The 14036-nt window shown below is 59.2% G+C and carries 14 protein-coding genes; 4 read left to right on the top strand and 10 right to left on the bottom strand.

Annotated features, from left to right (window positions below; all coding sequences use genetic code 11):
* Nucleotides 1-19: 19 nt before the first annotated feature.
* Both CCGE531_RS12125 and CCGE531_RS34250 read left to right on the top strand, forming a co-directional pair.
* Nucleotides 20-484 carry a chemotaxis protein CheW gene (locus CCGE531_RS12125; RefSeq protein ID WP_120664381.1) on the top strand — a complete coding sequence of 155 codons (465 nt, stop codon included), beginning with the start codon at nucleotides 20-22 and terminating at the stop codon, nucleotides 482-484.
* Nucleotides 485-511: 27 nt separating this feature from the next.
* Nucleotides 512-754, top strand: a complete 243-nt coding sequence (locus tag CCGE531_RS34250; RefSeq protein ID WP_162943898.1) for a hypothetical protein — start codon at nucleotides 512-514, stop codon at nucleotides 752-754.
* Nucleotides 755-859: 105 nt separating this feature from the next.
* On the opposite strand, the gene CCGE531_RS12130 is transcribed toward CCGE531_RS34250, so the two are convergent.
* The 3 genes from CCGE531_RS12130 to CCGE531_RS12140 form a co-directional block, all read right to left on the bottom strand.
* On the bottom strand, nucleotides 860-1354 hold the full coding sequence (locus tag CCGE531_RS12130) for a CreA family protein (protein ID WP_120664382.1): 495 nt from the start codon (nucleotides 1352-1354) through the stop codon (nucleotides 860-862).
* Between the two features lie 157 nt (nucleotides 1355-1511).
* Nucleotides 1512-1955, bottom strand: coding sequence for an SRPBCC family protein (locus tag CCGE531_RS12135; RefSeq protein ID WP_120664383.1), 444 nt, complete (start codon nucleotides 1953-1955; stop codon nucleotides 1512-1514).
* Nucleotides 1956-1993: 38 nt separating this feature from the next.
* Nucleotides 1994-2317, bottom strand: a complete 324-nt coding sequence (locus tag CCGE531_RS12140; RefSeq protein ID WP_120664384.1) for a metalloregulator ArsR/SmtB family transcription factor — start codon at nucleotides 2315-2317, stop codon at nucleotides 1994-1996.
* Between the two features lie 338 nt (nucleotides 2318-2655).
* Between CCGE531_RS12140 and CCGE531_RS12145 the strand changes: the two genes are divergently transcribed.
* Nucleotides 2656-3192, top strand: a complete 537-nt coding sequence (locus CCGE531_RS12145) for a GNAT family N-acetyltransferase (RefSeq protein ID WP_120664385.1) — start codon at nucleotides 2656-2658, stop codon at nucleotides 3190-3192.
* Between the two features lie 131 nt (nucleotides 3193-3323).
* Here CCGE531_RS12145 and CCGE531_RS12150 read toward each other — a convergent pair whose 3' ends face one another.
* The 3 genes from CCGE531_RS12150 to CCGE531_RS12160 all read right to left on the bottom strand — a co-directional run bounded on the left by CCGE531_RS12150 (nucleotide 3324) and on the right by CCGE531_RS12160 (nucleotide 7160).
* Nucleotides 3324-3857, bottom strand: a complete 534-nt coding sequence (locus CCGE531_RS12150; RefSeq protein WP_162943899.1) for a hypothetical protein — start codon at nucleotides 3855-3857, stop codon at nucleotides 3324-3326.
* Nucleotides 3836-5986: an NAD-dependent DNA ligase LigA gene (ligA, locus tag CCGE531_RS12155; protein ID WP_120664387.1), complete on the bottom strand. Its 2151-nt coding sequence runs from the start codon at nucleotides 5984-5986 to the stop codon at nucleotides 3836-3838. Before ligA ends, CCGE531_RS12150 begins: the two co-directional genes overlap by 22 nt.
* Before the next feature lie 202 nt (nucleotides 5987-6188).
* Nucleotides 6189-7160: an NAD(P)-dependent oxidoreductase gene (locus CCGE531_RS12160; protein ID WP_120664388.1), complete on the bottom strand. Its 972-nt coding sequence runs from the start codon at nucleotides 7158-7160 to the stop codon at nucleotides 6189-6191.
* 47 nt (nucleotides 7161-7207) lie between these two features.
* On the opposite strand from CCGE531_RS12160, the gene CCGE531_RS12165 reads away from it, so the two are divergent.
* Nucleotides 7208-8143, top strand: a complete 936-nt coding sequence (locus CCGE531_RS12165) for a LysR family transcriptional regulator (protein ID WP_120664389.1) — start codon at nucleotides 7208-7210, stop codon at nucleotides 8141-8143.
* 25 nt (nucleotides 8144-8168) lie between these two features.
* Here CCGE531_RS12165 and recN read toward each other — a convergent pair whose 3' ends face one another.
* From recN to ftsZ, 4 genes are all read right to left on the bottom strand, one after another.
* Nucleotides 8169-9842 (bottom strand): DNA repair protein RecN, encoded by a 1674-nt coding sequence (recN, locus tag CCGE531_RS12170; protein ID WP_120664390.1) that lies wholly within the window; start codon nucleotides 9840-9842, stop codon nucleotides 8169-8171.
* 12 nt (nucleotides 9843-9854) lie between these two features.
* Complete coding sequence (locus tag CCGE531_RS12175) at nucleotides 9855-10724, bottom strand: outer membrane protein assembly factor BamD (protein WP_205586438.1); 870 nt, start codon at nucleotides 10722-10724, stop codon at nucleotides 9855-9857.
* 284 nt (nucleotides 10725-11008) lie between these two features.
* Entirely contained in the window at nucleotides 11009-11965 is a 957-nt protein-coding gene (gene lpxC / locus CCGE531_RS12180; RefSeq protein WP_120664392.1) for a UDP-3-O-acyl-N-acetylglucosamine deacetylase, read from the bottom strand.
* Between the two features lie 330 nt (nucleotides 11966-12295).
* The gene (gene ftsZ, locus CCGE531_RS12185; RefSeq protein ID WP_120664393.1) at nucleotides 12296-14029 is read right to left on the bottom strand and encodes a cell division protein FtsZ; all 1734 of its coding nucleotides are present in this window, start codon (nucleotides 14027-14029) and stop codon (nucleotides 12296-12298) included.
* Between the last annotated feature and the right edge of the window lie 7 nt (nucleotides 14030-14036).

Raw genomic sequence — 14036 nt, forward strand, 5'->3', positions numbered from 1 at the left:
AATCGGGAAGTCCTCGAACATGACAAACGCCATCAAGCAATCGGGCACCTATCTGGAAATCGTCTCCTTCCACCTCGGCGATCAGGAATTCTGCATCGATATCATGGCCATCCGCGAAATCCGCGGCTGGGCGCCGGTGACGCCGATGCCGCATACGCCCCCTTACGTGCTCGGCCTCATCAACCTGCGCGGCGCGGTGATCCCGGTCATCGACATGGCCTGCCGCCTCGGCATGAAGATGACGGAGCCTTCCGAGCGCTCGGCCATCATCGTCACGGATATTGCGGGCAAGCTCGTCGGCCTTCTGGTCGAGCAGGTCTCGGATATGATGTCGATCAAGAGCGAAGATCTGCAGCCGGCGCCGGAAATCGTCCCGGAAGCACAGCGCGCCTTCTGCCGCGGCATCGTGGCGCTGGAAAAGACCATGGTCTGCTTCCTCAACCTCGATACCGTCATCGCGGATCAGCTGGCCCAAGCCGCCTGATTTCAATAAGTTAGAAATTACCCCCAAATGATCGCCCTGAAGCTCGGCTCCAGGGCGATCGTTTTTCATGTAACCGGCTTTGGCAGGGGTGTAGCCAATGATGCCGGTATTGCAGGCCGTGAACAGGGGCAAGAGTCGCCTCCGTGTTCGTTTTCAAAATTGCATCAAAAAGGTGCAAACCGAAAGCAACCAAAAGCAATTCGACAACCCAAGAGTATGACTTTTTTTGGTATTGCCACTTCGCGAGTTGTGATGGCGGTATTCTGGTAACGATAAAGCATCTCGCCAAAAGTTTGCAGCGGCTTTGCGCTAAAGATATGCCGGAGATCAAAGACCCACAACGCAGGGAGCGGATCTGGAGGATCGCGATGCACTCTAGTTGGGCTTGCCTTTCTTCCATGTAACCTGTTGACCAAACAAGGGTATCGTCGAAATCGCCATCTTGGCCGAACCATCCGTCAGCTGGCGCGAATGGATGAGGTAGATCAACGTGTCGTTCTTCTTGTCGTAGATCCTGGTGACGACGAGCTTCTTCCAGATGAGCGACAATCCGGCGCGAAACACCTCTTCGCCGCTCTGCGACTGGTTGATATCGCCGATTTCGATCGGCCCGGTCTGGCGGCAAGCGATGGAATTGTTGGAGGGGTCCTCGAACCAGTTTCCCTTGCGCAGCCGGTCGATGACGCTGCGATCGAAATAGGTCACATGGCAGGTCACGCCGGAGACTTCCGGATCCGGCACGGCATCGACCAGAATGTCATTTCCCGTCCAATCCACGCCGACCTTGCCGACGACCTCGGCGGAAGCGGAAACGGGCGCCATGGCCAGAAGAGACGCGGCAATGGCGGCAAAGAACTTGGGTGAACGCATCAATCATCCTCCAACAGCGGCCGCAGGGAGCGAAAGCGGCATGGCTAAGGTAAGATGGCCGATGAACGATGCAAGATAAGGCCGGCAATCTGTATCGGATGCAGCCGAGACGCCGCCGGAGCGCCGGCGTCCCAACCGAAACTGGAAGCGCTCCAGCTTATTTCTGGCTGATTGCGACTGCTCCGGTCTCCAGCAGCGACTTGAGGTTCGACAGGATTTTAGGCCAGCCGCCCGAAACAGCCTCGATGAACTTGGAATTCTCCACATCGATCGTATGGGTGACGGTCAGCTTCACCGCGTTATCCGCAGGCTCCAATTCCATTACGCAGCGCGACCAGCCCTCGGCTTTCAACTCGGGGCGAAATTCGTTGCGCCATTTGAAGGCGAGCCGCCGAGGCGGATCGAACTCTGCAATCTCTCCGGTGTCGGCGACGCGGCCATCCGGAAAGAGCATTTTCCACGGCGCACCGACCTTCCACTCCGTGTCATGGACCATGTCGAACCAATATTGCCTGATGAACTCCGGCGTGGTCAGCGCCGACCAGAGCTTCTCCGGCGTGGTATGGATGAAGGTGACGTAGACGAATTTGCTTCCAGTCATGTCATTTCTCCTTGTTTGAATGTCTGTGCTTATCGACGTTATTGGTCGCTCTCGTCTTCCAGCGCCTTCTTCAGAGCCGAAAGCGTGTTGAGATGCCGACGTTCGAACTTGTTGATCCAACGTTCGGCAATCTCGTTGATCGGGATCGCATTGATGAAATGCAGCCTCTCTCGCCCCTGTTTTTCGGAGGACACCAGATTGGCTTCCTCGAGAATAGCAAGGTGCTTCGCAACGGCCTGACGGGTCATCTCCAGATCTTCGCAGAGCGCGGTCAGGGTCTGCCCGTTGCGCTCATAGAGCCTGTCGAGCAACTGTCGCCGGCTGGCATCCGCCAGCGCCTTGAACACCGTGTCATCGTTCATTTATAACGGAACCATTTGGTTGCCTGTCCTTATTTTATACGCAACTAAATGGTTGCCTGTCAAGCTGCGTGGCGAAATCCGCGATCTCCTTGACGTGAAAGACCGACCCGAGGGCCGGTCAGTGGAATGCGGCCGGAGCGATTGACAACAGCGCCGCCGCATCGGATCATCCGCCCATGATCGCAAACCGCACCATCACGATGCACCTCACCATCTCTCCCTTTGCAGGGCGAGTGGAAGCCGTGTTGCGCTGAGCTGACCGCGATCCATCTCAACCCTGCCGAGGCGAGCAGGGTTGAAGCCCCATGCTCTCCTCCCCCGACATCAAAGGAGAGCCCATGAATTCCGAACAGGAAGATCCAAGCAAGCGACGATCCGGCAAAATCGGCCCGGTCGAGATTCGTGCAACGCGGCCGTCGGATGCCGAAGCGATCGCGGCGATCGCCAATCTCCCCGGTTTCCGCGCCGGCACCTTGCGCCTGCCCTTTCAAAGCGTTGAGGAAACGCGGGAATGGTTGGAAAAGCCCGCCCCGAACTCAACCCGCCTTGTCGCGGAGGTAAACGGACAGGTCGTCGGCAATGCGGGCCTAAACCGCCTTGCCGGCCGGCGGATTCACAGCGGCAACATCGGTATGGGCGTGCATGACGATTTTACGGGCTGCGGCATCGGGTCGGCGCTCTTGGGCGCCCTCATCGACACGGCCGACAACTGGCTGGCAATCAAGCGTCTGGAACTGACTGTCTATGTCGACAATGCGCCAGCGATCCGGCTCTACGAGAAATTCGGCTTCGAAACCGAGGGGCAGCTCAGAGCCTTCGGTTTCCGCAACGGCGAATATGTGGATGCATTGTCGATGGCGCGGCTGAGGTTCTGAGAAATTCTGGCGGTGGATGCCGGAGTAACCCTAATAGAGCCCGTTATCTGCCGAGGCAGGTTAACCTGCGAGGCTCCCCACATACCGCCGCCAGCAAAGCCTCCCGCATCCCAGCGGGCCTTCTTAATTCATCACTTTTTGAGCGATGAATTAACCAGCTCAGGCGTCACTGAAAAGTTTACCTGACCAGAGATGTCACCGTAAGGTTCGCATTCTGAAATTGCATTAGCAACGGCTGGAGCTGCAACCTGATCCCACGGTGTCGGAGGCGTCTTGAAGTTTATTGACACCAAACCAGTTTTTCCATCCTTAAGCGTGACCAGAGCAAGCATCTCAAACTTAGCCGGCGGGTTCGCGGGCAGTTTTAGACATTTCAGCATTTGACTGGCGACCACATTCCCTTTGTCGGAGGAAAGCACCACATTGCAAGCTGTTAGGAGCAGCGCGCTAGACAGTAAGAGCGCGATATTAATAGATCGGAAAAGCATCTTCTGGGCCACTTCGGGATTAACGGATGGGATATCGCGGAGCCCAGCCTGAAAGCGAGGCGATATTATTTCAAGCTGGACAGATACCTGTTCTCGCCGGCAATGGCTGATCACAACTTTAGCGATTGCGGCTCCTATGTTCACCGCATTACTCATCAGCCGATCAAATCCAGCCACTCGTCCTCGGTCATGACCTGGACATTGAATTCCCGCGCCTTGTCGAGCTTGGAACCCGCGCCCGACCCTGCCACGACGATATCCGTCTTCTTCGACACCGAGCCGGATACCTTGGCACCGAGGCTCTCCGCCTTCGCCTTGGCCTCGTCACGGGTGAACTTTTCAAGCGAGCCGGTAAAGACAACCGTTTTGCCGGCCACCGGGCTGCCAGAAGTCACCAGCTGCTCGGCCTCCTGCGGCTGCACCTCCTCCAGGAGCTTCGCGATAACTTCGGTATTGCGTGGCTCTTTGTAGAACTCGACGATAGCTCGCGCCACCACCTCACCGATACCCTCGATATTGTTGAGGTCGTTCCACGCATCACCGCTAAGGGGCGCTGCTTCCTTCATCCCTGTCTCGAACGCCGCATAAGTGCCGTAAGACCGCGCAAGCAGCTTGGCCGTCGTCTCGCCGACGTGGCGGATGCCGAGCGCGAAGATGAAGCGGTGCAAGGCGATCTGCCGCCGCTCGTTGATCGCCGCATAGAGCTTGCCGACACTGACCTTGCCGAAGCCGTCGATATTCTCCAGCTTGGCAAGTGATGACTGCTGACGTCTCTCCAGGGTGAATATGTCAGGCGCAGTCTTTATCTGCAGCGCCGGGTCCTCGCTCTCGAAGAAGAAATCGATTTGCTTCGAGCCCAGGCCCTCGATGTCATAGGCATTGCGCGAGACGAAATGCTTGAGATGCTCGGTTGCCTGCGCGCGGCAGATGAAGCCGCCGGTGCAGCGAGTGACTGCATCGACCTTGCCGGTCTTCTCATTGATATCTCGCACAGCATGGCTGCCGCAGACCGGGCAGACTTTGGGGAATTCGTAAGGCGCGCTCGACATTTCGCGCTTCTCCAGCACGACATCGACGATCTGCGGAATGACATCGCCTGCCCGCTGCACGATCACCATGTCGCCGACACGGATATCGCGGCCATCGCGGATCGGTTCGCCCTTGTTGCCGATGCCCTTGATATAGTCGGCATTGTGCAGCGTCGCATTGGTCACGACGACACCGCCGACCGTGATCGGGTCGAGCCGTGCAACCGGCGTTAGCGCCCCCGTGCGGCCAACCTGGATGTCGATGCCGACCAGACGCGTGAATGCCTGCTCCGCCGGAAACTTGTGCGCCGTCGCCCAACGCGGCGAGCGCGAACGGAAACCGAGGCGGGCCTGCAGTTCCAGGCTGTCGACCTTGTAGACGACGCCGTCGATATCGTAATCGAGATCAGGCCGCTGCAGGCCGATCTCCTCGTAATGCCCCAGAATATCGGCAACCGAACTCAGGCGCTCCATGAGCGGATTGACCGGAAATCCCCAGGACTTGAAGGTCTGCACCATGCCGTATTGCGTATCGGTCGGCATGTCCGATATCTCGCCCCAGGCATAGGCGAAGAATTTCAGCTTGCGGCTGGCCGTCACCTTCGCATCGAGCTGACGCAGCGACCCCGCCGCCGTATTGCGCGGGTTGACATAAGTCTGCTTGCCCTCTGCCTCCATCTGCGCATTGAGCGCCAGGAAGTCGCTCTTGGCCATATAGACCTCGCCGCGCACTTCGACGATCGAGGGAGCCTCTGCCGGCAAGGTCTGGGGTATCTCCTTGATGGTCCTGATATTGGCGGTGACATTTTCACCGGTCGTGCCGTCGCCGCGTGTCGCGGCGCTCACCATCCGGCCATTCTCGTAGCGGATCGACATCGAGAGGCCGTCGATCTTCGGCTCGGCGGTAAAAGTAATGGAATTGTCCGGAAGGCGGCCAAGGAAGCGATAGACGCCGGCGACGAAATCCTCCACATCTTCCTGTGAAAACGTGTTATCGAGCGACAGCATCGGCCTTGCATGCACGACGGGCGCGAAGGTCTCCGACGGCGCGGCACCGACCCGACGCGACGGGCTGTCGGCGCGGATGAGTGCCGGAAACCGGGCCTCGACGGCATCATTGCGCCGCTTCAGCGCATCATAATCCGCATCCGAAATCTCCGGCGCATCCTTGCCATGATAAAGCGCGTCGTTGCGCGCGATCTCAGCGGCCAGATAGGCAAGCGCTGCGGCCGCTTCCTCTTCGGTCAAATCCTCGACGGGCTTTTGTTCGGTGCTCATGAATCGACACTCCCCGATTTCGGAGATGTTTTAGAGCACTTGGAGGAAAAGTGTGAAGCGGTTTTCAGCTCCGAATGGGTAAATACAAAGAGAAAAATTCGGATTTCGGTCGCAGGCACCAACGACCGTGACGGCAGCACTCACGACGACTTTCTGCCAATTGCAGACGAGCGCCATCGCCAAGCCCATCCATATCTCCTCACTACTTTTCCCAATGCGGAACCCAGTCACCTTTCAGGCGCATCGATAGACCTGCATCGTCCTCAATCCGCCTAGCGACATGAAGTTCAGCCGCGCTCGCTCCATAACGGCTAGCGGCGAGAGCGAAAGCCCCCTCGGCAGCAGTAGTCATAGGCATGGCCGCCCGAACGTTACGATTGAGTTCCTTTATGAGGCGAAGGTCCTTCAGGCAGAGATCGAGGCTGAAACTTGGATCGTAGTGTCCGGCGAAGATCGACGGCGCGTCATGTCGAATGACGAAGCTATCGCCAACGCTGTTCTGGATCGCGTGCCAGAGCGTACCGAGCTCGACACCGTTGGCCATGCCGGTCGCGAAGCCTTCGCCAATCGCCGCCGCCGAGATAAACCAGAGTTGGTTGGTGACCAGCTTGACGACGTTGCCCGTTCCAAGCTTGCCGCAATGGATGACCATGCCGAGGTTCTGCAAAACGGGATCGACGCGATCAAACGACGCCTGATCACCGCCAACGAATAGAGTGAGCTTCCCATTCCTAGCGCCATCGACCGCTCCGGTCACGGGAGAGTCTACAACATTGACACCTTCCGGCGCTTCCGCTGCGAGCTGGAATATCAACTCGTTACTGTTGGTTGTCAGATCGACCCAGATGCTGCCCTTCTTTAGGCTACGTAGCGCTCCGTTCTCGCCACCCATGACCTCCTGGATATGGTCCGGACGGGGGAGCGACGTGAGGAAGATTTCCGCCTGCTGTGCACATTCCCGCGCGGATGACGCCGTTCTGGCTCCTGCCGCGACCGCCTTGTTCAAAGCCTCCTGGTTGAGATCGAACGCCGTGACAGGATATCCAGCGCCCAGCAACCGTAAACACATCGGCCCGCCCATATTACCAAGACCTACAAATCCGATGCTAGGAAGAGGTGTCATTTTCTTACCTTTTGTAAGTTGAATTGATTGGATTTTACGTCCATCAACCAACCTGTAAACGGTGGAAAATTTCGGCCAAATGGATTACCACTGGTTATATGAAAAAGTACCGAACCACTCTCCCACCTTTAGACACCCTGGTTTTCTTCGAGGCCGCTTATCGGATGGGAAGCTTCACGGCCAGCGCCGTCGAGCTCAACGTGACACAGGCCGCGGTGAGCAAGCGCATCAAGCAACTTGAGGACTGGATCGGAGAAGCTCTTTTCCGACGAGACGGCAAACGCCTGTTCCCAACTCCAATGGGAGACAGGCTCTTTCAGACTGCGCAGATGACGCTTGAATTTGTCCAGCGCGGCCTCAGCACGTTGCGCCAGGAGGCACACCGGCCTCTCTCCATTGGAGCCAACACGGCCGTCGGGATGTTCTGGCTGACACCCCTTCTTCGAGATTTCGGGCTTTCGCCCAATGCCTGTCCGACACGGCTGATCACTTCCGACAATCCGCGTGACCTTTTCAATGACGGCAATGACCTTACGGTGACCTATGGTGACGGCCACCTGCCGGGCCGCCAAGTCACTCTGTTGTTCGAGGAGGAGCTAACACCCGTCGCTGCACCTCACGTAGCGTTAGCGCTGGGAAAAGAGCTCCGGTCAATTCATGATATTCCGGCAGCAGATCGCCCCAAGATTCTCAACTATAGGCGGGCATCGCCCGACTGGGTAGACTGGCAGGCATGGTTCGAGCGAATGTCTTATCGTGGTTTTGAGACATGGCATATCGAGACCCTGTCTACCTACTCCCAGTCCATCGGCGATGCGATCAAGGGAAACGGCATTGCGTTAGGGAGCATTGGACTTCTGCGCGCTGAACTTGAGGCGGGTATTCTTCACCGTATTGGACAGGATGCCCTTCTATCCGGGAGGGGCTATTACCTCTCCTACGATGACCGCTCCGCCTTGACTGACGGCGCGCGAAATCTGATTGATCATCTCGGTTCGGCGGCTCGAACTGCGCGAACAATATTGCCAGCTTAATCTGGCGAGGGGACGCGTGTAGCGATCAGCCGTTGCCAGCGAGCAAGCGCTTGGCGGCCGCCCTCGCCTCTTCGGTCACCGAAGCGCCGGCGAGCATGCGGGCGATTTCCTCGGTGCGGTCCTTCGGCTCCATGGTGGCAACGCGCGTGGAAATCTTTTCCGAGCCGTCCGCAACCGGTCCCTTGGAAATCAGGAGATGTGTCGCCGCGCGGGCGGCGACCTGCGGCGCGTGGGTGACGGAAAGCACCTGCACGCGGTCGGAGAGGCGCTTCAGCCGCTGGCCGATCGCATCCGCGACCGCGCCGCCAACGCCGGTGTCGATTTCGTCGAAGACGAGGGTCGGCGCCGAGCCGCGATCAGCGAGCGCCACCTTCAGTGCCAGCAGGAACCGCGACAGTTCGCCACCGGAGGCGACCCTGGTGATCGGCCCTGGGCGTGTGCCAGGATTGGTCTGCACATGGAACTCGACGACATCGATACCATCAGCCGTGCCGGCCTCGGGGTCGCTGGTGATCTCCACCATGAAACGCGCCCGCTCAAGCTTCAGCGCCGGCAACTCCGCCATGACAGCCTCGGCAAGCGCTTCGCCGGCATGACGGCGCTTTTCCGAGAGGCTGCGCGCCGCCGCATCATAGTCTGCCTTGGCGGCGGCAAGCTCGGCGGCGAGCCGCGCCAGCCGCTCCTCGCCGGCATCGAGATCGGCGAGATCCGAAACCATGCGCTCGGCCAATGCTGGCAGTTCGGTAACCGGCACCGAATATTTGCGCGAGGCGGCCCGCAGCGCAAACAGACGCTCTTCGACCCGCTCCAGTTCGCGCGGATCGTATTCGGTCTTGCGCAGCGCCGCCTCTACTTCCATCTGGGCGTTGGAAAGCTGGTCGAGAGCGGCATCGAGCAACGCTACCGTATCTTCCAGCAGGCCCGGCGCTTCATGGCTCTTGCGCTCCAACCGACGCACCAGCGAGGCGATATGCGGAACGGGCGATGCATTGCCGTTGAGAAATTCCGAAGCCTCGGCAATGTCGCCGGCAATGCGCTCGGCCTTCATCATCCGCGAGCGCTTTTCAGCCAGCTCATCCTCCTCGCCATCCTGCGGCGAGAGCTTTTCCAGTTCTTCGACGGAGGCACGAAGATAGTCCGCTTCGCGGGCGGCCTTCTCCACCTGCTCCCTGTGCTTCTTCAAGGTGCGGTCGGTATCGCGCCAGACCTTGTGAAGCCGGCCGACCTGCTGCGCCTCTTCGGCAAGGCCGGCGAAGGCATCGAGCAATGTGCGGTGCGCGTCCGTATCGACGAGCGCGCGATCGTCATGCTGTCCGTGAATTTCGACGAGAAGCTGCCCAATCTGACGCATGAGCTGGACGCTGAGCGCCTGATCGTTGACAAAAGCCTTGGTACGGCCATCGGCGGATTGGACGCGGCGGAAGATCAGATCGCCATCATCGTCGATGTCGTTCTCGCGCAGGAGCTTGCGAGCGGGATGCTGCGTGCCGACGTCGAAAACCGCGGTCACCTGGCCGCGGTCCTCTCCATGACGCACGAGGCCGCCATCGCCGCGCCCGCCAAGCGCCAGCGACAGACTGTCAAGCAGGATGGATTTGCCCGCGCCCGTCTCGCCGGTCAGCACCGAAAGCCCGGACTCGAAGGCAAGATCCAGCCGCTCGATCAAAACGATATCGCGGATCGAAAGCTGGATCAGCATCTGCGCTTAATCTCACGTCCCAAGAAGAAGTTTCTTGCCCGCCCTGGAAATCCACGAGCCCGAATTTTCGCTCGGCTGCACGCCGCCCTTCTGCAGCAGCTGATAGGAATCCTTATACCAGCGGCTGTCCGGATAGTTGTGACCGAGAACGGCGGCTGCCGTCTGGGCTTCCTGGACGATACCCATCGCATAGTAGGCCTCGACCAGGCGCGCCAGCGCCTCTTCGATCTGGTTGGTGGTCGGATATTGCTCCACGACGATACGGAAGCGCGAGATTGCCGCGAGGTAATCCTTGCGTTCCAGATAGTAGCGGCCGATCTGCATTTCCTTGCCGGCGAGCTGGTCGCGGGCGAAGCGAATCTTCTCCTGCGCGTCGCTGACATATTGCGACTTCGGATAGTTGTTGACGAGCTTGGTCATCGCCTCGATCGTCTGTTGTGCCGCACGCTGGTCCTGCGTCACGTCGACGATCTGCTTGGCAAAGGACGAACCGACGAGATACTGGACATAGTCCGCATCTTCCGAGCCGGGATATTGCTTGAGGTAGCTGTTACCCACCTGCACAGCATCGTCGTAACGACCCGTGCGATACTTAACGAATGTGCTCATGACGAGCGCTTTGCGCGCCCATTCGGAGAATGGCTGCTGCTGGTTGATGGCGTCGAACTTCTTGCCGGCTTCCGTCATGTTGCCGGCCTTGATGTTGGCAAGACCCTGATTGTAGAGCATTTCCGGAGGATCGCTCTCGACACCGAGCTTGGTGATGTCGATATCCTTTTTGGTATTACAACCCGTCACCACCGCACCGGTACCGGCCAGAAGGAACGATACGAGCAAAGCCCGTGCTGTGATATTCATGCGTTCAGACCTTGCAAAACCCATCGGATAACTGTCCCACTAGCCGTCGTTGCGGAGACGGCATTCTCTCGCTGGCGTTTCTAGCCGCAAAAACACCATCAGGGCAACGCATTGATGATGCATTAACGCATTTTTGTGGCAAAGCCGCATATCCGCAGTCTTTAATCACTGTTTTGACAGGGAATTCTCAAATCGGCCCCGCGACCTCGCCGTCTTGCGAAGACTGACGGCAAACCGCGTGAGTCGCCAGTCAAAAAAAAGCCGCTCCTCATCGGAGCGGCAGCTTTTCTCATTCAAATTCCGCAGCGTTACGCCGACCAGGGAGCAAACTCGGGCGCATTGACCGCCACGAATTCGCGGCTGTGAGCCCGCTGGCGCGGAGCCGACGTTTCGACGACATCATAGGCGCTGGCATCGCTGAGCAATGCCTTCAAGGCATTCGCGTTCATGCGATGGCCGCCACGATAAGAGCGGTAGCAGCCGATGAACTGAGCGCCGGCCAGCGCCAGATCGCCGACGGCATCCAGCGTCTTGTGACGAACGAATTCGTCCTTGGCGTAGCGCAGGCCTTCGACGTTGATAACGGTGTTGTCGTCCGAGATGACGACGGAGTTTTCCAGCGACGAACCCAGCGCATGACCCGACGCCCAGAGGCGTTCCACATCGCGCATGAAGCCGAAGGTACGGGCGCGCGATAATTCGGTCTTGAAGGTCTCGCCGGTCAGGTCGCCTTCCCACTTCTGGCGGCCGATCAGCGGGCATTCGAAATCGATCTCGACCTCGAAGCGCGTACCGTCATACGGGCGGAATTCGCACCAGGAACCGCCGGCTTCGATGCGAACCGGCTTGGTGACGCGGATATAACGGCGCTTGACGCCGAGCGACACGATGCCGGTCTGCTCGATCGCTTCGATGAAGGGATAGGAGCTGCCATCCATGATCGGCATTTCAGCGCCGGTCACTTCGACGACGACGTTATCGAGACCGATCGCGTAGATCGCGGCCATCACATGCTCGACCGTGGCGACGGAACGCGCCGGGGAAAAACCGAGAACGGTGCAGAGATCCGTATTACCGACTTGCGAGGAAACGGCGCGCAGTTCAGTCACATCGCCATTGTCGTGCAGGCGCTGGAAAACCACACCGGTGCCGGCCTCGGCCGGATAGAAGGTAATCGACACATTGGCGCCGGAATGAACGCCGATACCCGAAAGTGTCACAGGGTTTGCAATGGTGGTCTGAAAACCAAGCAATCCGATTGCCATATAATTCTGCCTTCGTCTATCTGATCCAGGCCGGGCGGTCATCTTCGGACGCTTACCCTTATCGCCGGCTCAGTCTGTTAACTATGCCGCGTACACCACATACATTCGTCATTGAATGTGAGTCCGCAGGCTTGCTTGGTATCTACATACGCGCCGAGGCACCGCATTCCAAATCACTGTTTCTTTCGTTTTGTTACGAAAGCAGCCGATTGAATTTGTTGGATAATTTCAAATATGACAACAGGTCTAAAATAAGGAAATCCGGGGTCTTTCGGCCCCGGATTTCATCAAGATGGTTAGCAACCTATTAAAAGGCCGTCCAGCATCAGGTCAGTTCGACTGCCGGCGCAGGAATGCCGGAATCTCGAGCTGATCGTCTTCATGGCTCGTCATGCGCGCCTGCGGAACCTGACGACCCTGATCGTCCAGGGTGCCGCGACGCGGAGCGTAGAGGCTGGCTTCCGGCGACGGTGCGCGGCGCTGCGGAGCCGCATTGTTCGTCGGAGCCATCATATCGTCGAAAGCCGGGTCTTCTTCGCGGCGACCGAGCGAATTGGTGATTCGCTTCAGCAGGCCCATCGGGCCCCGCTCTTCGGAAGCCTGACCGGCGGCCGGCTGGGCGCGGTGTTCCATCTCGGCCTTAACGACCGGCGGGAAATCCTCGACCTTCGGCATGCGGACCTGCTCCGGAGCCTGACGGATGACCGGCTGCTGATGCATGACCGGCGCCTGCTGCTGAGGCTGAACCGGGGCCTGACGGACCGGCTGGGCTTCCGGGGCTGCTGCGAAGATGCGGCTTTGCGGACGGAAGTCATCTTCCGGCGCTGCGGCCTGTGACATCACCGGCTGCTGCTGGAGATGGGCCTGGCGACCCATCTGGAATTCCAGTTCGCGCTCGAGATCGGCCTCGGCTGCACGAATGGTCTGGGCAACCGGGTCGACAGTGCGAGGAGCCGGAGCGGCAGCCTGTGCGGTCTGGGCCTGCGCGACGTGGGCAGGCTGAGCTGCGGCCGCTGCCGGAGCGGCGGCCGCGGAAGGACGCATAGCGGGCTTCGCCGCCGGGCGGAATTCCATGCCTCTCTCGGCTGCTTCGTTCATTGCCCGGTCGATACCCGTTGCAACGACGGAAACGCGGATGATGCCCTCAAGCGATTCGTCGAAGGTGGCGCCGAGAATAATGTTGGCGTCGGGATCGACTTCTTCGCGAATGCGGGTCGCGGCTTCGTCGACTTCGAACAGGGTCAGGTCACGGCCGCCGGTGATCGAGATCAGCAGGCCCTGAGCGCCCTTCATCGAGGTCTCGTCGAGCAGCGGGTTGGCAATGGCGGCCTCGGCGGCCTGCATTGCGCGGCCCTGGCCGGAAGCCTCGCCGGTACCCATCATGGCGCGGCCCATTTCGCGCATGACCGAACGGACGTCGGCGAAGTCGAGGTTGATGAGACCTTCCTTCACCATCAGGTCGGTGATGCAGGCAACGCCCGAATAGAGGACCTGGTCGGCCATCGAGAACGCATCGGCGAAAGTCGTCTTGTCGTTGGCGATGCGGAATAGATTCTGGTTCGGGATGACGATCAGCGTGTCGACCGACTTCTGCAGTTCCTGGATGCCCATCTCGGCGAGACGCATGCGGCGACCGCCTTCGAAGTGGAACGGCTTGGTCACGACGCCGACGGTCAGGATGCCCTTGTTGCGAGCGGCCTGCGCGACAACAGGCGCTGCACCCGTACCCGTGCCGCCGCCCATGCCGGCGGTGACGAAGCACATGTGCGTGCCGTTGAGATGATCGATGATTTCATCGATGCACTCCTCGGCGGCTGCGCGGCCGACTTCCGGCTGCGAACCGGCGCCGAGACCTTCCGTGACGTTGACGCCGAGCTGGATAATCCGCTCCGCCTTCGTCATGGTCAGCGCCTGCGCGTCCGTGTTGGCGACGACGAAATCGACGCCCTGCAAGCCTGCCGTGATCATGTTGTTGACGGCATTGCCGCCACCGCCACCAACACCGAATACGGTGATTCGCGGCTTAAGCTCGGTGATATCTGGCTTATGCAGCTTGATAGTCATTGTACCC

This window comes from Rhizobium sp. CCGE531 (genome assembly GCF_003627795.1).
In the GTDB taxonomy this organism is placed as follows: Bacteria; Pseudomonadota; Alphaproteobacteria; order Rhizobiales; family Rhizobiaceae; genus Rhizobium.